This window comes from Bacillus sp. ATD (assembly GCF_050585765.1).
GTDB classification, from domain to species: domain Bacteria; phylum Bacillota; class Bacilli; order Bacillales; family Bacillaceae; genus Bacillus; species Bacillus stercoris.
Genome location: NZ_JBOBQH010000004.1, coordinates 159,273 through 177,716, shown reverse-complemented (window position 1 = coordinate 177,716; position 18,444 = coordinate 159,273). Strand labels below are relative to the sequence as shown.

Here is an 18,444-nt window from a genome sequence, read left to right as displayed (position 1 = left end):
GCGGAGAGGCGGCGAAAACATGAAGGGAAAGCGGATAATACGTAACGCAATTAGATGTAAACATTGCGGGGACGTAATCGAATCCAAACGGTCACATGAGTTTCGGAGGTGTAAATGCGGGGATGTTTACGTAGACGGCGGACTGGATTATCCTCGTCGTGGCTTCCCGGAACATCCGGCTGAGAATCATTACGAGGAGTTGATCGAGTATGAAAAATGAAATCGCAGACCTACGCTGCACTATTGCCGGATTGATTGCGGAGAACGAGCGGTTGAATAAGGAAAACAAAATGCTTATCGGAGAGCTAGCGACTATTCGCGATATGTTGCCGGACGAATATGGATTCGAAGAGGGCACGGTCGAGTATGCGGTAGGTCATCCGGAGGGCGTAAAAGACCTCGTAAAGCAGACGTTAGAGCGTATGAAGGGACGCATTGATATTAACCTGTGGTTATACGAAGAGGCCGACAAGAATATCTGCGATCTAATGGAACTGCTCGATAAATGTCTCCCGGCATTAGATAAAAGTAAGACCGGTTTTAGCGAACTATCAAAAGCGATACGCAGAGAAATCGAATCATTTTATATATAAGGAGGCGCTAAAATGAAGCCGACAATCACGAAGGAACAGGCGGAGGCAATCGAATTATGTATCGAAGTTTATGAACGTCAAGGACTGAAACGCGGGAATGAAATAAACGCTCAAATGCTAATACATCACGCAAAGGTATGCGATGGAGAGACAACTCCGTGGTTCGGACGTTTTGAATGTCTAAATCAACTCGACATCATGATGCTAGCAGCCGCATTGGTCAACGGATACGAAGTCAAAAAGACGCCGGAGGAAAAGGTTCGGGAGTATTACGAAAAGACAAAAAGAACGCGAGACGAGCGGCATTCGGCAGGTGATCGCGGAGGCAGGCAGTTTCATAACGGGGTATTGGACGGAATAGTCAGCACTATCAGCATTCTCGGAATCCATATCGAAGGAGTGAACATGCATTGATGAGTAAATATACGATTCTTAAAAACGAGGATGTTGCTCGGTATGGAACAGATGAACAGCAACAAGCGCTCTATGATCTTGGCGTAGAGATCGCTTTAAACCGAGTGATAGACGATAAACAATCCTTCCCTCAATACCTAGTGATTAATCAAGATGAGCCTTATGCGGAAGAGGTAATTAGCATAATGAGGAAGCATGGTCATTGGGAAGGTGACGAAGATGACAACGTATGAATCAAAGCCGGTCGCCAAGTGGAACACGCGCGATTTTATCGGCTACCTACACGCCAAGCACAAAGAAACTTACGGAATTCCTTACGTAACGAACAATCGCGGCATGGAGGCGAAGAACCTAAAGCTGATGATCGACGAGCAAGGCGCCGAGGTTACGCGGAGGTTCATCGATAAATGTTTCGCGGAGAAAAAGCCGACGCTGAAATATCCGGGCTGTAACTTTGCGTTCATGTTCTCGTATATGCGCGAAAGTGTTTTATCGCGTGTGCTTACGGAAGTCCAGGCCGAACAGCAAAGAGCCGAACGCAATGAAGGCGTAGATAATACGTGGTTTTAAACGAGGAGGGGTTGCGGTGGATATGAGAGTCGTAATTAACACGATAAACGATTCGTATTTTGACGAGGATCAGAAAACGATAGCATTCGAGATTGAAGGCGAAGTGATCCGAATTGGCGAAGGTTACGATCAGGTTTCAGTCCGCAAAGAGGACTTCGCAAAAGTAGCGGCGATTTTATGCGAGTAAATTACGAGGAGGCTGACGGAATGAAAATCGATTTGAACGCAATGGGATACGACGAGTTAATCGCACATGGCGATGCGGTAATGGAGGCGATTAAAAAGCGCACATTTCAAGAAGGATTTCGAGCGGCTAAACAAGTTCAGCGAAAGTTAGCGAAAATGAATGCCGAGAAAAGCGCCCAAGCCCGCCGTGATGAAATCGTTGAGCAGGCGAAGGCGGACGCTGAGGAATTGGTCATGGATAACACGTCAGAATGGTGCGGGATTGATTTCATTGTTAATCGTAATAAACGCACCGTTGTTGCGTTAATTAAAGGTGAGTACACCAGTGAGGTCTTTGCGAGAGGAATCGCTAAAGCTGCACCATCCGACTGTTTCAACGTTCACATCGGTAAAGCAATCGCTCTAAGACGTGCGCTAGACTTGGCGGTGCCAGACGAATACTTGAACGCGCCACAACCGACTGAGGTTCGTATAGGCGATGTTGTTCGCGGAAAGTACGAGGAGATTTATTATCAGTTATGCCGCGAAGACGAAGCCGGCGATGACAGCTACGAAAGAAAGATAAAAGAAATTGCGGATGGTAGATACCGATACGTCGGGGGAGGTTTCGATTTTATAGACGAGGCTGACCTAACGATTATCGACGACTCACGCGAAGAGGTGGGCGAATGAAGACGGTAAACGTTACGTATTTCAAACCAACCGGAAAATTTTATACGCATGAAACAATCGAAATCTCCGAGGAGCTTACCGGATATCATGCGTTATTTGAAGAGATACCGAAGCATCATCGTATTAAGGGTATGCGAATGCTCGTACAGGATAGTGGAGACGGAAAAGAGCCGTATATCGTACCGAATCTATACGATCCGATCTATTAATGAAAGGAGGTCCACGAATATGACTAACGAAAATAATTGCGTACTTGCTAACGGATGCATGGGGGCAGGTACGGCGGCTTGTACGAAACACTGTACGGCTTTCATTCAGATGCACGGCGTAAGCGGAAATGGAGGACGGTCGGGGGCGGCAGGACTTCCGCGTGAGTATCGGCTCGTGACGCTACAGAATTCGCCGGCGCGTGGTGACCAACCGGAGGCTTATAAAGCGGCTTATGCTTACGCGTCTACATTTAACCGCCAATTCGATCATCAAACCGGATCGGTAGCGGCAGCCGACCGCATAAAGTCGCTGTACCTCGTAAGTGAATCGCCCGGCACCGGTAAGACAACGACGGCCGCGGCGCTCCTTAACGAATGGCTGCGCGTTCATTACAGCGGTTCGTTGCGGCGTGGACTCGAACCGTTACAGCGGCCGGCGTATTTCCTCGACGTAAACGCGTGGCAGAACGACTATAACGAATTCAACCGTCCGCGTGTTCCGGATTCAGTCGCAGAGCCGGCGGCGGCTCGTTATTATCGCGCGTTAGAAGCGGCTAAGACGGCGCAGTTTGCGGTGCTGGACGATATAGGGGTGCGTGATGCAACGGACGGGTTCCGTGGCGATTTGCACGCTGTAATCAACGCGAGAGTAACGAATCAGCTGCCGACTATCTATACGAGTAACGTTGCGCTTGGATCGCTGGCGACCGTGTTCGGGGAAAAGCGGCTGGCCGACCGTATTGGCGACCTGTGCCGCGAGATTGAATTCGTAGGTGAATCGAAAAGGGGGATGCGTAGATGAAGCCGAAATTCGCTATCGGAGATATCGTCGCAGTAGACGGCTACAAAGATCGAATTTTCTACGTAGATTGCTGGCGCGAAGTAACTCAGCACGAAGAATAGGGCGCTTTTGATTACGTCGAGTACGACCTGACCGACGCGATTAACGGCGAATGGCTGGAAGCCGATAGCGATGATCTGCGTTTGGTCTGTCGGAAGGCAGCGTCGGAAGATTTCTTGATGACGTATGACATGACGAGCTATCCGGAGCCGACGAGCACGGCGTTTCACTTTACGGAAATCAACTTCGCAAAAGAGGAGGCGGTTGGGATGGCGAAAGAACCGAAGGAAACGCCGAAGACGGCGCGGGCGGCAAGTGCGCAAGAGGTGGCGAAACGCAAGCGAGAGACTGACGGGTTACTAGACGAATATAACGATTACATGCGCCTGTACGAGACGTTTGGGGATGCGGAATATAAAACGAAGGCTGACGGTGTGATGACGAAATTGAGACGGGAAGCAGGGCGAATAGTGGCTAACCGGTATGTAACGTCAGAGTATAAATGTTGGAACTTAACTAATCCGGTAAACCAACGGATACTTGAACCTAAAAATTCTTTGAACGACAAAATAGAAAGCGCGGTAACTTCTCACGTAGAATTTCTGGAAAGCGAATATAAAAAGGCATTCGAGCATTTTAACGTGCCTATTAACGAAGTACCAAACCGAGCGAAAATAGTCCGCAAAGTAGTAGATCGTAGTGAAGAATTACACATCGATGACATACCGGTTCTTGTAGCGTACGAACCAAAAGTGACCAGCGATAATTTATTTGAACACAGTGTTGTTTTTGAATACAAACGGTTGTACGAGGAGGTTAGCGAATGAACTACGGAACTTTACTAATATCGAAAGCCATCGAAGCGAACGATCCGAACGCTTTGTTGCGTTTTAATATCGCTGAAAACGACTTACCAACGCAAGGCGAACGCAAAGCCTTCCGGTACGTCATGCAATACGCCGAGCAGCACCGAGGCCAGGCGCCGACTGCCGAAATGGTTACGAATGAAGTGCCGGATTTCGAACCGAACTTTAATATCGAAGCAAGCTGGGATTACCTCGCGAAGAACCTTAAGGACCGGGCAGCCGAGCGCCAATTTATCGAGCTTGTTAGCGGTCGGGTTGATCCGGAAAATGGCCGCCAATTACAGGAACCGCAACTCGAAAAACGATTTATTGAAGCGCAAAAAAGCGGAGATATGGGAAGTTTCTTCGAGTGGTTGACGGAGCAGGCCGAAAGTCTTAAAATGAGAACAAACGTTCGAAATTCGGTTGGGACGGACATCAAGCGCGACATCGATAAATTCAAAGCCGAATACGAAAACCGCAAGGCCGGCGAGTCTTTCCGGATCTGGCGCAGCAAGTTCGACTTTATTAATCGGGCTATGGGCGGCTATGTATCGTCTAACGTTTACGTTATTTACGGAAAGTCGGGGCGCGGTAAATCGGCCATTGCGTTGGAGGAAGTCGTTAACTGTGCGATGCAAGGCGCGAACGTTCTAATTTGGTCGATGGAAATGGGCTGGTACGAAGTCCTAGTGCGCCTATACGTTTCAATTTCCGGAAGCCTGGGCGTTACGACTGCGACTCTTAATGGCGTCAATATGGAGGCCGGCTTTAATTCGCGCGATGTACGTCAGGGAAATTTAAACGAAGAATTCGAAGCGGGCTTTATGGAGTTCCTCGGACGGCTTAACGATATACTGCCGGGTAATATTACGGTACGCGGCGTGGATGACGAAGACTTTGGCTCCCGTACATTGCGCGATCTGAAGTCGGATATTATCGAAACGAAAGCCGACGTGGTGCTCGTAGATCCATTTTATTATTTAGACTACGAAGCCAATACGTCTAAGACGGCGGGCGGTGACGCGGCCAATACATCGCAAAAGCTCCGTCGTTTAGCGGGCCATACAAAGGCGACTATATTTGCGCTTACCCAGGCGGACGAGGAAGACGAAAAGGCGGGCGAAGATGGCGAGCGAGAACTTAAATTGCCGCAGCGTAAAGACGTTAAGAAGACGAAAGCCTTACTCGAAGATGCTGCGTTATTGATCGCGGTTGATACGAACGCAAAGGAAGGGCGCGGTATGATCGGCCTAAATAAAGGGCGTGACGGTGGCGAAGGAGAGTCTGCGGAGATTATCTACCTACCGCAAATAGGCGTTGTGAAGCAGCCGGAAGCCGGGGAAGCAGCGGCCGCACAGTTCGATTTCTAGACTGGAAAGAATTTCATATAAAATTCTGAATAGTTTCGACAAATTACGACTGTATGAAATGTAACATTCGTGTAATATGTTTTACAAATACATCTTTAGGAGGTGTTCGCATGCCTACTTTAATACTAAACGGACGCCACGTCGACGTAGATATCCGTTATGAGCTCGAGCAATTCGAATGGACGCGTCCTACGTGGACGGAAGACCGTTTGCTCGCAGCCAGTCCGTTCCGTTACGATCGAACGCCGAGCTTCTACGTATATCTCGAAGATACACCGTCAGCGAAAGCCGGCTACTGGGGCGATTCAGGCGCTTATGATGCCGAGTTTGCGCGCGGTGGGTTCGTTAAATTGCTCTCTTTCCTGCGCGCTGAAACCGAAGAGGAAACCGTTGATTACTTATTGGAAACGTATGCACCGACGGCTAAAGACGGGCGCCTAACGCTTCGCCTTCCGAAACTTAAGGCTGTCTCAAAGCCGGAACCTTTGTCGGAGTCTTTGTTGGCGGACGTTCAGGCCGGACCTAACGATTATCTGACCGGGCGCGGCATATCGGCTGAAGTACAGCGCGAGGCCGGCGTGGGTATCGTAGGCAATGCGGTCGCGATTCCGTGGCGGCTGCCGAATGGTCGGTTAGCCAACTTGAAATATCGTTCAACGCGCGGCAAAGCTTTTTGGTACGTAAAAGGCGGCTGGCCTATTCGCGATTTAGTTTACGGGATTGACCTCGTTTATGCGAAGCGGTTAAGGCGCGCGGTGATCTGCGAGGCGGAAATCGACGCTATGGCGTGGCGTTCGGTGGGGGTTCCGGCGATTGGAACCGGCGGCAGCGCATTTAATTTGAAAAAGGCGGACATAATTACGCAGTCACCTATCGAATATTTAACGGTAGTTACAGATAACGACAAAGCTGGCGATAAATTACGTGCGGCGATCGAGCGTTATTTAAACGGAAAGGTGCGGCTTGCGCACGGTTATATAACGGAGGTGAAAGACGCTAATGAACTATTGGTAAAGCGCGGTGCAGAGGCGTTGAGAAACGTTTATGATCGTGCGGAGGGTGTACGTACTGTATTACGTGTCGGTTCGGGAATTTCCGAACTTCAGGTCGGCCGGAGGTTCTAGCCCTCCGTTTCGTCGCCGGATACCTCTACCCATTCGTATAAGTCTTCGAGTCTACAACCGAGTGCACGAGCGATATTATAGGCGAGCTCGATATTCGGTATATTGCGAAGACTGGCGTAATCGGAAATACGCGATTTATCTAGTCCGACCTTGGCTGCGAGTTGTGCGTGTTCAATTCCGATATCTTTGCATAATTCGGGTATCCGGCATTTGCCGACCTTAAACGTAATAAACACCTCCGTACTACATCAGATAAGGTGTCACGCAGGAAATTATAGACTATAAACAGTTATTTTTCCACTTCATCAGGTAAAATTCGAACCACTTTCTCAATTGGTATGTCTAGGTGTAAGCAGATTGTCTCAATAGTTGCTAAACTGACGTGCTTATCCTCATTAATTTTAGTAACAAGGTTTCGGTGGATTACTTTGTCTCTTAGAATTCCAGTGGTTTCGCCACGTTCTTTTAAATAATTCCGCAAGGGTTCAAAACTAATCATAAAAAAATCTCCTTTTTCTAAATAATTCCGCACACAAAAGTGTGCATATGTAGTATACTATGGTTAAACAACTAAGTAAATTGTATTTGAGGGGTGTTCTGTTTGCAAACAATAGTTGATGAAGTTGTAAATTTACGGAATGAACTCGACTTGAATGTTCGACAGTTGGCTGAAAATACAGGGATAAAGTCAAGCTGTCTTTACGATTTCGAAAATGATGGAAAGATCGGTTTTAGAAAATTATTGAAGTTATCGCAATTTCTTTTCCAAGAAAAGTACCACGAGAAAATGAGGGAGTGGTGCATAAAGCTTCCTACTACTGAAGCGACCAAGCAGGCTTTTGAGTACGCAGCGGTTAAGCGGGATGTTGAATTGCTCGGAGAATTGCTTGAAATGTCTGAAGGTGATGAAGCACTTGTCCCCTACGTACGCACTTATAGAATACTCCACGACTACATGACTTATAAAACAGACTTCAAACAATTGTCTTCACAGATGTCTAAGCTTAAGGTTTATGGAAATAAAGAACTCAACACTCTAAAGAGGATCTATAAATGTGTATCTTACTATTACTATAAGGACTATTATGGAATAACTCGCGAAGCTGAAGAGGTAAACAAAGAGTTAAGTAAAATGAATACAGAAAGATCTTTATTTTACAAAGAATGCTATTCATATCGTTTATCAGAAGTGTTAGCTCCTGCATACTTAAGCTTAAATGAAGTGGCACTCTGCACATATCATGCAAACGTCCTTATAAAAGGGGAAGTTAACTTAAAGCATCAGTCAGATGGTTATTATTACTTGGGAATGATTAATCTAGATTCAGATAAAGACGCAAGTTTGCGTTATTTTAATAAAAGTTATGAAATTATGAAACAGGTTGGCGAATCCGTATTAGTAAGAGAAACCAAACACAACTTGGATTTAGCTAACATTTATTTCGCTCACAAGGAGGGTAGCGCGATACCAGATTTAACAAAATTCGAAAATGAATTACTTTTAGGAGGTGATGCTGACTTTTTGGTATATTTTAAGTATGTTCAGTGCCGTTCTATAGAGAAAATTCACCAAGGGTACGTGCACTTTCATACAGGGATGAACTATTTATTTGCTTCTTTAATCGCGAATGATTTAGTTTCCTTGGGTGGAGATGCAGGACATGCTTCAGTTTTAAAAACACTAAAAATCAAATCGAGAGGGGAAATTTTTTATGAAAAAGACTTTATTAATTGTTTTAGTTTTAGGAGCAGTTTTAGCAGCGTTGCCTAACCATCAGGTGAAGGAGGAAGCTTCTGGAGGGGTCCAGACTGCTGAAGTTAGAGTCGGAGGATAAGCTTAGCGTTTGGACCACTCTTTGTGGTCTTTTTTTATTTGTAGAAAATTCCGTCAAATAAAATAAAACAAAGAAAACTGAAAATTTATCAATGCACATAAACTCTATGCTAATATTTACATATAGAGGACAAACAATCTAAAAAATGAAAACTTTTTAGAAACAATGTCGCAAAATCAAAGGTAGCCTACCCGTTATATAAGTGTAGGGCGAAAGGGGAAAAGAAAATTGGAAGAAAAACAATTTAATAGACTGCAGCTCGCAGCTGAAAGTGGCGCAATTCCTTACGTAGTAAGAGAAGCGGAAAAGTTGGCGCATCTAATTCCGGACTTTACGTCATTCGAGCAGGAGTGTTATCAAGCGATTGGGAGGTCGTTAGAAAATCTCTCTAATAACGGACGCGAAAAGAAGGCGCTCATCAGGCAGATCATACGCGAAACTAGAAGTAGGTTTTTGAAAAACAGGCGATCGCGTAACGAAGTTGCAATCGAAGCTATAGGCGAAGAAGGTGCCGTTTGGGAGCCGGTAGACACTTTGGCGAGTGTCGAAGGCGAAGTTTTACTAAAAGAAAAGGCCGCCCTGTTGGCGCAGGACGACCCAAGAAAAACTCTTATTCTCGATACTTGGATTCGCGGATGTACAAACGATACGGAGATTTCCACGTTGTTGGCGCAACGTTTTGGAGGAAATGCTCCGGCACATCGAAAGTTTATCCAACGATTCCGATCAAACTGTCAACGCGAATTAACAGCTTAATATTTTTCGTAACTAGGTCCAGGGGACGTTCGTTACTCCTCTATAATACAATCTGTTGCCAACGGATTCAAGCGAACAATATACGAACGCATCCCCGCGACCTAGTACGATAATCTCAATTAAAACGGAGGCTAACGTACTATGACTACTTCAAATTTACCCAATCCTAACGAAATCCAAACGTTAATCGCGCTAGATGAGCGCAAACTTACCGAATTTATTTACCAAGGCGCATGGCCGCACGACGAAGATCCGGCCGATTACTATCCGTCTATAAAGGCGGTGCGCGTCGGATGAAACATTACGAGGTCACAAAGCACGCTGTTGACCGCGCTGTAGAACGATTAGGCATCAGTCGCCCACAGGCCGCTGGACATATTCGGCAGCTAATGCAAACGGCTTTCTATGTAGGCGATCTTACTAACGAATATGGGAAACGAGTAAAAGCTTTCGATCATATTAGATCAAGAACACGATTGATCGTCGATGGTATTCGCGTAGTGACCCTTTATAAAATGGCCGATCCTTTAGCGCCGGTTGAAGATAAACCGACCGCAAACACACCGCCAATTACCGATCTTCCTGACGAACTCAAGGCGGTACTTAAACGCAAGTCTGACGCTTTGATTGTCCGTCGTAATCGCGAATTACGAACTCTTACGATTCAGCTTGCGGAAAAGAATCTCGAAATCGCCCAACTCGAATTGAATCGCGCTAGAGCAAGAGCGCACAAGATTATCGCTGTTATCGACGCGAAAATAGACATTGCGAAGAAAGAATACGCAACTATTAACGAAAAAGTTAACGTGATTAAATCCGAAATCAAGTCGATTGAAAAAGGAGTGGCGGCATATGTCTGACGCAGTATGGATCGTTCCTATAGTCGCGATTATCAGCGCAGTCATTATCGGCGGCATGGCGTGGCAATTAAACGAAGACGAAGCGAAGAACACGCAGTAAGGGCGCCAGGCCCTCGGAGAATGTCGGGGTGGCCGTTAAGTAATTCGGGTCGCGTCGCTACTGCCAAGCGCTGGCGGCGTTTCGGGCGCAGATACCGGCATTTTGCGAGGGCTTAACGCTCAATATTAAATCGTAGGGGGAAAACGAATGAGCTTAAGAGATACTTTGAAACAACGTGAGGCACAACGTGAAGCGGCGCAATCAGGTGGTGAATTTCCGGAAGGTGTAACTCGATATGTTCGTATGGGTAAGCACGGAGAAGTGAACGCGGAAGGTCGTACATTCGTTATTCTCGCAGATCCAGACGATTGGTTCGCGTATTACGTCCACGAACACAGCACTTACAACGGTCAGAGAAATATTTATCACTTCCGTAAGCATACTTGTCTGCACTCGCCGAAAGCAATCCGTCCAGATCACGGCGCATTTAAAAAACCAAATCCGGAAGTTTGCCCGTCTTGCTTAGTCGGAGCACCACGTAAGCTTTACGCAATGATTCCGGTTTATGATCTCGAATATAAAACATATCGCGTAATTGATACGAAGGATTTCCACATCAACAACCTTGTAGCCGACTATGACAAAGCCGAAAAGATGGGCCGCAAGTTTAATCCGGATTATTCACTCGTAGGAGAGGCGATCCATATCAAGCAAGTAGACAAAACGTTCTCTATCGAATCGGGAGATGCGACGGAAGAACAGTTGGCTGAAGCGAAGAAGTTTATCGGAATTGATTACGGGTACGAAGAACTCGCTAACTTCCGTGAACAAGCGGATATTATCGGTCTATTACACGAGGCTGATGAGGATGCGAAGATTGATCGCGCTAAGTTACCGCCAGTTCCAGCGGATAAAGAATCGGCTGCCGAATCTAACGAACCTGCTTCCGAAGAATTACCGTTCTAATCGCAAATCAACCAAACGAAAAGGAGGCGCTTAGATGGCGCATAAAACAGAAGATACCGGCAAGTATTCGGAACTGATCGCTCGTGCTGCGCTGCTGGCTAGCGGCTGGCAGGCGGTCAGTACGTCCGAAACGGAAGAGGCGTTCGATATTAGCGCGAAAGATCCGTTGAGTGGCGAATGGAAAACGTTCCAGGTGAAGACGATTATCGTACGTGAAAAGCGCGGCGGCAAGCGGGTCGTCCAGGCGCGAAAGAATGACGGCACACCTTATACGCTTGATGAAGTCGATTATTTTATCGGCGTCGAGGTCGGCGCGGGTCCGGCGCCCGCCGTCTGGATGTTCGAGAACCGCGAGCTAACGGAGTATTGGGGGCCGCAGTCGAAGGAAGGCAAGCGTTGGGTACGGATGGACTTGGCGTTCAGTCGCGAAGATATTATTAACGAAGCGGAGGCGGTATGATGGCGGAATATAAACTGTTCAAAGTCGGCCTAGATGGTTGTTACGACATTATTGCGGCAGAAACAGCGGAGCAAGCACTAGCGCTTCAGCTGAGCTTAGTCGAGCCGAATCACTATTCGGTAGATGAAGTGCCGGAAGTTTCCGAAGTGGATAAGGATGCCGAGGGGATGTTTGAGACGGAAACGGGCGGATTTGAGCGCATGACATTTGCGGAATACTTGGCGGATTTTAAATACGAACAGCCGGCTATTGTTTGCTGGTTCGAATAAGGAGGACGAACGGATGGCGAAATTAGAAGGCGTTAAGACCCTCGATATGGTGAACGGTGAAATTACGAAGGTTGCGTATGGCGGTGCGGAATATGTGAAGACGGATAGTCCCGTTCAGGAAGGCGACATATTCCTATTAACGGAAGGACATCTCGTAATCGGTGGCGATACTGGAGCGTTTTACATGGCGAATAAACGTCCTGGCGGTGGTATCGAAATCCCAACGATATATAGAGGGAACGCTTCAGCCGTCCAAAAGAATGGTAACGGTATCGCTTTCCGCAAAGTGGCCGCCAGCACCAACCCGTCCGTAGAAGAACGCGTAGCAAAGGCGGAAGGCGAAATCGAATCGTTAAAATTCGACGTGGCTACGTTGAAGGGTGAAGCGGAATATAAGCGGATCAGTAAAAGCGAAGCGCGAGCGGGCGATTACGTAAAGTTCGATGATCCTCCGAGCTATCAAACCGATAAGGAATATTACGAAATTAAAGAATTTGATGACGGAGACCCCGTAATTATTGACGATGATAACGATGAATATGACACCTACAGTGACAATTTCGAAGTCTACCGCAAAGTCAGCGCCTCAAGCGTAGAGGCCGAGCCGAAGCCTGAGCGTCTGAAGGTCGGTGATTATGCGAAGGTGGTTCAGGAGCCTCATCGCCAAAACGGCGAAATCGTACGCCTTCGAGCTAACGAATTAGCGTGGCCAGATGCGTTTCCTTTCCGATCCGAAAGGCTTGACGGAACAACCGGCGATATTTTCGGACATAAAAATCTAGTACGCGCCACTGACGAAGAAGTTGCCGAAGCTAAACGCGCAGTAGAACTCGCTAAATTTAAGGAAGGCGCAAAGGTTCGACTGAAATCGGGCGGTGGTGAGTTTCCTCTTAACGGATATGAAAACGGAAAAGTTTACGAGATTTCATACGCCCATCTCCAACGTAACCGTATCGGCATCATTGGTGGCGAAATCACGATGGGATTTGCAACGCCAGACCAACTCGAAATTTTATCCGAAGAGGAAGCCTCCGAGTACAAGAAATGGGCGGGAATCGGACGCGAGGTTGGCAGCCTTAAGAAAGGCGATTTAGTACGAGTCGATAATTCTTGCGGAGCCCCACTGGAATTGTGTGAACTCGTTGAAGTAGTATCCGATTCAACCGAGGAAAGAGCGAGGGTTATCGGACAGCATGTTGACGGTGTGTGGAGCGTTTACGCAAAACTTGTAACGCCAGTCGAGGCGCGCTTTGACCGCTAAAGTCGCCGCCGTCTGCGCCAATTGCAACGCTAACCTCTACGAAGGGCGATCCGCCATTTACGATTCGCTCTTCGAGGTCTATGCATGCGACGCGACGTGTTGGTCGGAGTGGTATGCGGATAATGCCGATGAATATAAACGAAGATGGACGGAGGCGGTCGATTTATGAGGACGCTATGCTACGCGACGAATGTAATATTCGCGATATGTCTCGTCTTTTGGGTAATCGACGGAAATTGGCCGTTAGTTGCGGCGAACGTGATGCTTCTCCTATTGAACGGATTTTACTTAATCTACGAAGGCAATAACGAAAAGTAACCCGCAATTACTTCGCGAGGAAGGAGGACGACGGATGGAAGGCTTACGGTTAAACTTGAACGCGCTTAAGCCGGCGGCACCGAAAACGGACGCGGTCCAGGCGACGGCCAAGCGGAAGGCGAAAGCCAAGACCGCCGAGCCGATCGAGGAAAGCTGGCGCAAGATATTCGCGATGAAGCTATCGGATGCCGACCGTAAACGGCTCACCGAAGTCAAGGCGGCTATGGATGCGGGCAATCTGGCGCGAGATCCGGCTGACTGCGTTAATAAGGCCGGCAATCCTAAAGCGTTCAGCAAGGCGGAGGCGCTCCGGTTGTGGAAGTCTTTACAGGAAGCCCAGCGCGAAGAAACCTTGCGGCAGATGGTTGAGAGCACGCCGGATAATTACGAATTAATCACTACTGATGAACGATTCCGGGCACTGATCGATGCGTTAAATAACGAAACAGAGATCGCAGTCGATACCGAAACAACCGGCGTAGATGTTTATACGGACGTAATCGTCGGGCTTTCGCTGACGTTACCAAACGCTGACTGGCACGTTTATATACCGGTGGATCACGTTGATTGCGAGCAACTAAGTCGCGAATATGTACTCGAAGGTCTGGCGCCTGTATTTAACGATGAATCAATCGGCAAGGTTTTACACAACGCGATATTCGATATTGCGATGCTTCGGCGGCACGGATTCGATTTGAAAGGCGTCGCTTGGGACACGATGACCGCGATGCACCTTCTTAACGAAAACGAGAGTGATCGGACATTAGGCGGAGCCGGTTCGTTTAAGCTCAAAGACTTAGCGCCTAAATACTTAAAAACACCGGCAGACACTTTCGATGCTTTGTTCGGCAGGAATGCGCAATTTAAAGAAGTTCCGTTAGATATAGCGCTAGTTTACGCAGCGAAGGATACGGAATTAACGTGGAAGCTGTGCGAATTTCAGCGTTATCACATGGCGAAAATGCCGACGATTTTGGAATATTACCAAACCGTTGAAGTTCCGTTACTGTACGTAATCGTTGACTTAGAAGCTAACGGTTATATTCTCGACCTGGATTTCGCTAAGGAATACGGAGAAAAACTGCATAGACGTGCGGAAGAGTTGCGCACGGAATTGGTTGCAGAGTTGACGCCGTTCCGTGAAGGCGACGAACCGATAAATCTAAACTCGACCCAGCAGATGCGTCCAGCCCTTTCGAAGGCGATCGGCAAGGAGCTACCGAATATGGACGCGAAGAAAACACTCAAGCCGCTGAAAGACGACCACGAGATCATCGCTAAACTTCTCGAGTATAAAAATATCGTTAAGCTAAGCGGCACGTACATTGATACGCTACCTACAAAGCAGAATCCGACAACTGAGCGTTGGCATTCGCGGTTCAATCCGATGGGAACCGTTACGGGACGGTTCAGCTCCGGTAAGGACGAAGAGGATAAAACGCAGCAAGGGTTTAACGTGCAGAATCAGCCGCAAGAAGCACGTCCAATGTTCGGTCCTCCTCCCGGAAAGGTGCTAGTAGGCGCCGACTTTAAAGCGCAGGAAATTCGCTGTGTTGCGTATTTGTCGGGAGAGCCTGTATTGATTGACGCGTTTTTGAAGAATCTCGATCCGTACGCAACAATGGCCTCAAACTTTTATAAGCGTCCGTACGAGGAAGTTTATAAAAACCCTGACGGTTCTGATACGAAAGAGCGTAAGCGAATGAAAGTTGCTTGGCTTGCGACATTGTACGGTATGAGCGATTATTCACTCGCGGATATGCTTGGCGTTAGTAAGAAAGAAGCTACCGAGTTTAAGGAAGAATTATTCGGAAGCATGCCGGATTTATCGGCGTGGCTTAAAGAGAACGAAGAATTTGTGCGTAAGAACGGATATGTATGGGCGGACTTAAAAGCGCGTAAACGCCGGCTTCCCGACGCTAAACTGCCACGCAAAAACATTCCGTATGGAAAATGGAATGATCCGAAATATGATGCCGCAAGGAAACATAACTCACGGATCAATCGCGCTTTACGCCAAGCGACAAATGCCCGCGTACAAGGATCGTCGTCTATCCAAACGAAGGTCACGATGATTAAGGCGCACGAATATTGCGCTAACAAACCGGGATGGGCGCTGTGGTCAACGGTGCATGACGAACTCATTTTCGAAGTTCCGGAGGATTTTACGTGGGAAGAAGCGCAAGAAATTCGCGATATCATGCTTAATTCTTACCGATGGGGTGACGTTGTGCCGAACGGTACAGATATCGAAGTAATGCGCAAATGGGGCGAAGGTGTGCCCGTAGAAGAATGGTTTAAAACGAAAGGGGACGTGATTAATTGACGAACGCAAACGCACGATCAGCCGCAAACTCACTGCGCGCCCAATTAGCGCCGGCGCCGCCCGAGCCGACCACATACGCGCAGCAGATTGCGGATGAACTCATCGAATATCTAAACGAATGGCACTCGCAGCCCGAAGCTTGGGACAACGACTTGGATGCGCAAATACACCGATGGTATGCGGATGCTCCGAATATCAAACCGAAGTTTCCGTATTTCTCACCTTCGTCTGCTAACGCATGTGCTCGCGAATTATACCATAAAGCAAAGTACGGAAAGAAAGATAAATTCAAGATACCGCCATATCAAGGACGCTGGCAACGAATCGGTACCGCAATTGGGGACGTTATTCAACGCGATATTTTATTCATGGAAAAACATTTCGAAAAGTTAGTCGGACGACCGTGTCCGTTTAGTTTTGAGCGTAACAAGGACGGCACGCCGATGTTTGAGGACTTCGCGAAAAAGAATCACTTAGTAACGCATAATGGACAGTCGTTTCACCTTTTCGGAACATGTGACGGGATCATGCGCTATGTAACGGAGGACGGAGAAGTCTTACGCGTCGGCCTCGAAATCAAATCGAAGCAAACAAGCGCGGCGCGGACGTCTTATTACTCGCTGAAAAAGCCGGACGAAAAGCACGTAAAACAATGCTACTCATACGCGGTTATGTATGACGTTGATCTTTACGTAATCCTTTACGTTAATGGTTCGAAGAAGGCGTGGGAATACGACGAAGGTGAGTTCGAAAAGTCTCCGGATATTCGTGCTTTCGGATTAGAGATCGGAGAGTCCGAGATTAATTCCGTTCTTGATAGATTCGCAGATATCCAAGCATCTATCAACGCAGGAAAGCCGCCGGAGCTCGACCTTAACGGATGGACATTTAACGGATATAAAACGGAATGTGCGAAATCGCTTACGGACGCAGAACTGGAGGACGTACGCGATAAAGTTTCACGGGTCATGCGATCGAATGTGTACCCGTCTACTAAGCAACAGTACGCCGGGGCGTTAGAGTTTATCGAAAAAGTACGCAAAGGGGAGGCGGTTTGATGAGGACAGTTGCTAAAGCGAAAGTTATAGGTGGCTGTTTTGAAAATTTCAATAAAACCTTACAAAAGTTTATTGACGAATGTACAGCTGAAGGATTGATTGTTACAGTGCGGGATCACAAAAGTGTAGTTTATGGAGAGTTTGAAGGCTCAGGTGGCTACGGTGGAATTCGCGAGAGAGTGTTAGTAGTTGCTTATAAGGAGCTCCGATGAGTAGCGCCAAGCCTATCCGGTGCCTCGCGTTCGATACGTCGATGACTTGCCCGGGCGTCGCGATAATCGAGGTGCGCAACCGAAAGCCAACGATCAAAGCGCTGTCGCACGTTAAGCCGAATTCCAGTCGATCACATGCGCACCGGGCGGAAGTTATTGAAGGATGGGCGATGATGTTTCTCGACAAAAACTGTCCGCGGGATGGCTTCGACTATGTGGTGCGAGAGGACTTCGCAGGCAAAACGTCGACCTCAAACTATCCGGTGCTGGCGGCATGGAATGCGTGTGAACGGGCAACGTCGCGATTCGGGCTGACGTTCGATAAGTTCCGGAAGCCGGGCAAGCGTACGGCGGATCTCGGGATATCCGCAACGACGGTCAAGTCGAAGGTGGCCGGATCAGGCAAAGCGGAGAAGGACGAACTACAGGCGGCGGTGCGGCGCATGACTGGATATACCGGCGAGTTCGCTAATTTCGATGAAAGCGATGCAGCTGCGATTGGGCTTGCGTGGTTGATTCATGAAGGCGTAATAGATAAACCGAAGGAGGATAAATAATGTCAGCGATTATTTTAGCGGTATTATTGGCGTTTGGGCTACAGTTAGTCGTTTGGGAGTGCGTAGTTCTCGGAATATCTTACGGGATTCATTTGCTATCGGGAGCCGATGTTCCTTACGGATTAATTGCGCTGATTGTATTCGGAGTCTGGTTCGTGATTCTTTTAATCTACGGTTTATTTGCATACGGAGCACACCGTTTAGAAAGGGGCGAGTAGATGGAGCGCTTAATTAAATGGGGAACGATCGCGATAATCACGTTGGTTGTAATTGCTCTCGTAGTTGTGGCGCCGTTATTTACGATCGCGTCTTACAATAACGAAAACACTTACGTAATAAAGGTGACGGATAAAGAAACGAAAACCACCGAAGATTCCTCGAAGTATCTAATTTTCGGAGAGGACGAGAAAGGTAACGCAAAAGTATTCGAAAACACGGACGCTTTGTTTGCGCGAAAGTTTAATTCCAGTGATCTGTACGCGGAGATTGAGGTCGGTAAGACTTACGAGTTTAAGACGATCGGTTTCCGTGTTCCGTTTATGTCGCTTTACGAAAATATCCTGACAATAAAGGAGAAGTGATACGTATGATGGGATCAGCGACGGACGCACAACTACAGCAGATGTTACGGATTCATCGCGAAGGACTTGCCGAAGATGATTACGCAATCAGTCGGCACGAACGTCAGCTAATCGAATT

Annotated in this window: 29 protein-coding genes; 27 read left to right on the top strand and 2 right to left on the bottom strand. The window is 47.6% G+C overall.

Annotation, left to right across the window (positions count from 1 at the left end):
* Nucleotides 1-19: 19 nt before the first annotated feature.
* The 12 genes from ACQXR1_RS11600 to ACQXR1_RS11545 all read left to right on the top strand — a co-directional run bounded on the left by ACQXR1_RS11600 (nt 20) and on the right by ACQXR1_RS11545 (nt 6,827).
* Nucleotides 20-220 carry a DUF7695 domain-containing protein gene (locus ACQXR1_RS11600; RefSeq protein WP_430772220.1) on the top strand — a complete coding sequence of 67 codons (201 nt, stop codon included), beginning with the start codon at nt 20-22 and terminating at the stop codon, nt 218-220.
* Nucleotides 210-593, top strand: coding sequence for a hypothetical protein (locus ACQXR1_RS11595; RefSeq protein WP_430772219.1), 384 nt, complete (start codon nt 210-212; stop codon nt 591-593). The genes ACQXR1_RS11600 and ACQXR1_RS11595 overlap by 11 nt, the downstream gene beginning before the upstream one ends.
* A gap of 12 nt (nt 594-605) precedes the next feature.
* Nucleotides 606-1,007 (top strand): hypothetical protein, encoded by a 402-nt coding sequence (locus tag ACQXR1_RS11590; protein WP_430772218.1) that lies wholly within the window; start codon nt 606-608, stop codon nt 1,005-1,007.
* Nucleotides 1,007-1,240, top strand: coding sequence for a hypothetical protein (locus ACQXR1_RS11585; protein ID WP_430772217.1), 234 nt, complete (start codon nt 1,007-1,009; stop codon nt 1,238-1,240). The genes ACQXR1_RS11590 and ACQXR1_RS11585 overlap by 1 nt, the downstream gene beginning before the upstream one ends.
* Nucleotides 1,227-1,577, top strand: coding sequence for a hypothetical protein (locus ACQXR1_RS11580; RefSeq protein ID WP_172861209.1), 351 nt, complete (start codon nt 1,227-1,229; stop codon nt 1,575-1,577). The genes ACQXR1_RS11585 and ACQXR1_RS11580 overlap by 14 nt, the downstream gene beginning before the upstream one ends.
* Nucleotides 1,578-1,593: 16 nt before the next feature.
* Entirely contained in the window at nt 1,594-1,764 is a 171-nt protein-coding gene (locus ACQXR1_RS11575; RefSeq protein WP_430772216.1) for a hypothetical protein, read from the top strand.
* 20 nt (nt 1,765-1,784) lie between these two features.
* Complete coding sequence (locus ACQXR1_RS11570) at nt 1,785-2,435, top strand: hypothetical protein (protein WP_430772215.1); 651 nt, start codon at nt 1,785-1,787, stop codon at nt 2,433-2,435.
* Nucleotides 2,432-2,644: a hypothetical protein gene (locus tag ACQXR1_RS11565; protein WP_430772214.1), complete on the top strand. Its 213-nt coding sequence runs from the start codon at nt 2,432-2,434 to the stop codon at nt 2,642-2,644. Before ACQXR1_RS11570 ends, ACQXR1_RS11565 begins: the two co-directional genes overlap by 4 nt.
* Before the next feature lie 19 nt (nt 2,645-2,663).
* Nucleotides 2,664-3,446: a DNA replication protein gene (locus ACQXR1_RS11560; protein WP_430772213.1), complete on the top strand. Its 783-nt coding sequence runs from the start codon at nt 2,664-2,666 to the stop codon at nt 3,444-3,446.
* A 218-nt stretch (nt 3,447-3,664) separates the two neighbouring features.
* Entirely contained in the window at nt 3,665-4,312 is a 648-nt protein-coding gene (locus ACQXR1_RS11555) for a hypothetical protein (protein ID WP_430772212.1), read from the top strand.
* On the top strand, nt 4,309-5,703 hold the full coding sequence (locus ACQXR1_RS11550; RefSeq protein ID WP_430772211.1) for a DnaB-like helicase C-terminal domain-containing protein: 1,395 nt from the start codon (nt 4,309-4,311) through the stop codon (nt 5,701-5,703). The genes ACQXR1_RS11555 and ACQXR1_RS11550 overlap by 4 nt, the downstream gene beginning before the upstream one ends.
* Nucleotides 5,704-5,813: 110 nt before the next feature.
* A complete protein-coding gene (locus tag ACQXR1_RS11545) occupies nt 5,814-6,827 on the top strand; it encodes a toprim domain-containing protein (protein WP_430772210.1) in 1,014 nt (337 codons plus the stop codon).
* On the opposite strand, the gene ACQXR1_RS11540 is transcribed toward ACQXR1_RS11545, so the two are convergent.
* Nucleotides 6,824-7,063, bottom strand: coding sequence for a helix-turn-helix transcriptional regulator (locus ACQXR1_RS11540; RefSeq protein WP_157680846.1), 240 nt, complete (start codon nt 7,061-7,063; stop codon nt 6,824-6,826). The two genes, ACQXR1_RS11545 and ACQXR1_RS11540, sit on opposite strands and share 4 nt — an antisense overlap.
* Before the next feature lie 53 nt (nt 7,064-7,116).
* On the bottom strand, nt 7,117-7,326 hold the full coding sequence (locus tag ACQXR1_RS11535; RefSeq protein WP_100274961.1) for a helix-turn-helix domain-containing protein: 210 nt from the start codon (nt 7,324-7,326) through the stop codon (nt 7,117-7,119).
* A gap of 93 nt (nt 7,327-7,419) precedes the next feature.
* On the opposite strand from ACQXR1_RS11535, the gene ACQXR1_RS11530 reads away from it, so the two are divergent.
* The 15 genes from ACQXR1_RS11530 (at nt 7,420) to ACQXR1_RS11460 (ending at nt 18,326) form a co-directional block, all read left to right on the top strand.
* A complete protein-coding gene (locus ACQXR1_RS11530; RefSeq protein WP_430772209.1) occupies nt 7,420-8,598 on the top strand; it encodes an AimR family lysis-lysogeny pheromone receptor in 1,179 nt (392 codons plus the stop codon).
* 292 nt (nt 8,599-8,890) lie between these two features.
* Nucleotides 8,891-9,418 (top strand): hypothetical protein, encoded by a 528-nt coding sequence (locus ACQXR1_RS11525; RefSeq protein WP_430772208.1) that lies wholly within the window; start codon nt 8,891-8,893, stop codon nt 9,416-9,418.
* A gap of 141 nt (nt 9,419-9,559) precedes the next feature.
* Nucleotides 9,560-9,715 carry a hypothetical protein gene (locus tag ACQXR1_RS11520; protein ID WP_430772207.1) on the top strand — a complete coding sequence of 52 codons (156 nt, stop codon included), beginning with the start codon at nt 9,560-9,562 and terminating at the stop codon, nt 9,713-9,715.
* Nucleotides 9,712-10,278 (top strand): hypothetical protein, encoded by a 567-nt coding sequence (locus ACQXR1_RS11515; protein ID WP_430772206.1) that lies wholly within the window; start codon nt 9,712-9,714, stop codon nt 10,276-10,278. The genes ACQXR1_RS11520 and ACQXR1_RS11515 overlap by 4 nt, the downstream gene beginning before the upstream one ends.
* 343 nt (nt 10,279-10,621) lie before the next feature.
* Complete coding sequence (locus tag ACQXR1_RS11510; protein ID WP_430772205.1) at nt 10,622-11,284, top strand: single-stranded DNA-binding protein; 663 nt, start codon at nt 10,622-10,624, stop codon at nt 11,282-11,284.
* Between the two features lie 34 nt (nt 11,285-11,318).
* Nucleotides 11,319-11,744, top strand: a complete 426-nt coding sequence (locus ACQXR1_RS11505; protein WP_430772204.1) for a hypothetical protein — start codon at nt 11,319-11,321, stop codon at nt 11,742-11,744.
* Complete coding sequence (locus ACQXR1_RS11500; RefSeq protein ID WP_430772203.1) at nt 11,744-12,013, top strand: hypothetical protein; 270 nt, start codon at nt 11,744-11,746, stop codon at nt 12,011-12,013. The genes ACQXR1_RS11505 and ACQXR1_RS11500 overlap by 1 nt, the downstream gene beginning before the upstream one ends.
* Before the next feature lie 13 nt (nt 12,014-12,026).
* The gene (locus tag ACQXR1_RS11495; RefSeq protein WP_430772202.1) at nt 12,027-13,274 is read left to right on the top strand and encodes a hypothetical protein; all 1,248 of its coding nucleotides are present in this window, start codon (nt 12,027-12,029) and stop codon (nt 13,272-13,274) included.
* 165 nt (nt 13,275-13,439) lie between these two features.
* The gene (locus ACQXR1_RS11490) at nt 13,440-13,592 is read left to right on the top strand and encodes a hypothetical protein (protein WP_164972506.1); all 153 of its coding nucleotides are present in this window, start codon (nt 13,440-13,442) and stop codon (nt 13,590-13,592) included.
* A gap of 172 nt (nt 13,593-13,764) precedes the next feature.
* Complete coding sequence (locus ACQXR1_RS11485; RefSeq protein ID WP_430772201.1) at nt 13,765-15,918, top strand: DNA polymerase; 2,154 nt, start codon at nt 13,765-13,767, stop codon at nt 15,916-15,918.
* Nucleotides 15,915-16,976, top strand: coding sequence for a hypothetical protein (locus ACQXR1_RS11480; protein ID WP_259607505.1), 1,062 nt, complete (start codon nt 15,915-15,917; stop codon nt 16,974-16,976). The genes ACQXR1_RS11485 and ACQXR1_RS11480 overlap by 4 nt, the downstream gene beginning before the upstream one ends.
* Nucleotides 16,976-17,188, top strand: a complete 213-nt coding sequence (locus ACQXR1_RS11475) for a hypothetical protein (protein WP_430772200.1) — start codon at nt 16,976-16,978, stop codon at nt 17,186-17,188. The genes ACQXR1_RS11480 and ACQXR1_RS11475 overlap by 1 nt, the downstream gene beginning before the upstream one ends.
* Nucleotides 17,185-17,745, top strand: a complete 561-nt coding sequence (locus tag ACQXR1_RS11470; protein WP_430772199.1) for a hypothetical protein — start codon at nt 17,185-17,187, stop codon at nt 17,743-17,745. The genes ACQXR1_RS11475 and ACQXR1_RS11470 overlap by 4 nt, the downstream gene beginning before the upstream one ends.
* On the top strand, nt 17,745-17,963 hold the full coding sequence (locus tag ACQXR1_RS11465) for a hypothetical protein (RefSeq protein WP_430772198.1): 219 nt from the start codon (nt 17,745-17,747) through the stop codon (nt 17,961-17,963). The genes ACQXR1_RS11470 and ACQXR1_RS11465 overlap by 1 nt, the downstream gene beginning before the upstream one ends.
* The gene (locus ACQXR1_RS11460; protein WP_430772197.1) at nt 17,964-18,326 is read left to right on the top strand and encodes a hypothetical protein; all 363 of its coding nucleotides are present in this window, start codon (nt 17,964-17,966) and stop codon (nt 18,324-18,326) included.
* The last annotated feature ends 118 nt before the right edge of the window (nt 18,327-18,444 follow it).

Excerpts from the sequence above, each read along its gene's own strand:
- ACQXR1_RS11600 (WP_430772220.1), top strand. The coding sequence starts at position 20 with ATGAAGGGAAAGCGGATAATACGTAACGCAATTAGATGTAAACATTGC.
- ACQXR1_RS11595 (WP_430772219.1), top strand. The coding sequence starts at position 210 with ATGAAAAATGAAATCGCAGACCTACGCTGCACTATTGCCGGATTGATT.
- ACQXR1_RS11590 (WP_430772218.1), top strand. The coding sequence starts at position 606 with ATGAAGCCGACAATCACGAAGGAACAGGCGGAGGCAATCGAATTATGT.
- ACQXR1_RS11585 (WP_430772217.1), top strand. The coding sequence starts at position 1,007 with ATGAGTAAATATACGATTCTTAAAAACGAGGATGTTGCTCGGTATGGA.
- ACQXR1_RS11580 (WP_172861209.1), top strand. The coding sequence starts at position 1,227 with ATGACAACGTATGAATCAAAGCCGGTCGCCAAGTGGAACACGCGCGAT.
- ACQXR1_RS11570 (WP_430772215.1), top strand. The coding sequence starts at position 1,785 with ATGAAAATCGATTTGAACGCAATGGGATACGACGAGTTAATCGCACAT.
- ACQXR1_RS11565 (WP_430772214.1), top strand. The coding sequence starts at position 2,432 with ATGAAGACGGTAAACGTTACGTATTTCAAACCAACCGGAAAATTTTAT.
- ACQXR1_RS11560 (WP_430772213.1), top strand. The coding sequence starts at position 2,664 with ATGACTAACGAAAATAATTGCGTACTTGCTAACGGATGCATGGGGGCA.
- ACQXR1_RS11555 (WP_430772212.1), top strand. The coding sequence starts at position 3,665 with ATGACGTATGACATGACGAGCTATCCGGAGCCGACGAGCACGGCGTTT.
- ACQXR1_RS11550 (WP_430772211.1), top strand. The coding sequence starts at position 4,309 with ATGAACTACGGAACTTTACTAATATCGAAAGCCATCGAAGCGAACGAT.
- ACQXR1_RS11545 (WP_430772210.1), top strand. The coding sequence starts at position 5,814 with ATGCCTACTTTAATACTAAACGGACGCCACGTCGACGTAGATATCCGT.
- ACQXR1_RS11535 (WP_100274961.1), bottom strand. The coding sequence starts at position 7,326 with ATGATTAGTTTTGAACCCTTGCGGAATTATTTAAAAGAACGTGGCGAA.
- ACQXR1_RS11520 (WP_430772207.1), top strand. The coding sequence starts at position 9,560 with ATGACTACTTCAAATTTACCCAATCCTAACGAAATCCAAACGTTAATC.
- ACQXR1_RS11515 (WP_430772206.1), top strand. The coding sequence starts at position 9,712 with ATGAAACATTACGAGGTCACAAAGCACGCTGTTGACCGCGCTGTAGAA.
- ACQXR1_RS11510 (WP_430772205.1), top strand. The coding sequence starts at position 10,622 with ATGGGTAAGCACGGAGAAGTGAACGCGGAAGGTCGTACATTCGTTATT.
- ACQXR1_RS11505 (WP_430772204.1), top strand. The coding sequence starts at position 11,319 with ATGGCGCATAAAACAGAAGATACCGGCAAGTATTCGGAACTGATCGCT.
- ACQXR1_RS11500 (WP_430772203.1), top strand. The coding sequence starts at position 11,744 with ATGGCGGAATATAAACTGTTCAAAGTCGGCCTAGATGGTTGTTACGAC.
- ACQXR1_RS11495 (WP_430772202.1), top strand. The coding sequence starts at position 12,027 with ATGGCGAAATTAGAAGGCGTTAAGACCCTCGATATGGTGAACGGTGAA.
- ACQXR1_RS11490 (WP_164972506.1), top strand. The coding sequence starts at position 13,440 with ATGAGGACGCTATGCTACGCGACGAATGTAATATTCGCGATATGTCTC.
- ACQXR1_RS11485 (WP_430772201.1), top strand. The coding sequence starts at position 13,765 with ATGAAGCTATCGGATGCCGACCGTAAACGGCTCACCGAAGTCAAGGCG.
- ACQXR1_RS11475 (WP_430772200.1), top strand. The coding sequence starts at position 16,976 with ATGAGGACAGTTGCTAAAGCGAAAGTTATAGGTGGCTGTTTTGAAAAT.
- ACQXR1_RS11470 (WP_430772199.1), top strand. The coding sequence starts at position 17,185 with ATGAGTAGCGCCAAGCCTATCCGGTGCCTCGCGTTCGATACGTCGATG.
- ACQXR1_RS11465 (WP_430772198.1), top strand. The coding sequence starts at position 17,745 with ATGTCAGCGATTATTTTAGCGGTATTATTGGCGTTTGGGCTACAGTTA.
- ACQXR1_RS11460 (WP_430772197.1), top strand. The coding sequence starts at position 17,964 with ATGGAGCGCTTAATTAAATGGGGAACGATCGCGATAATCACGTTGGTT.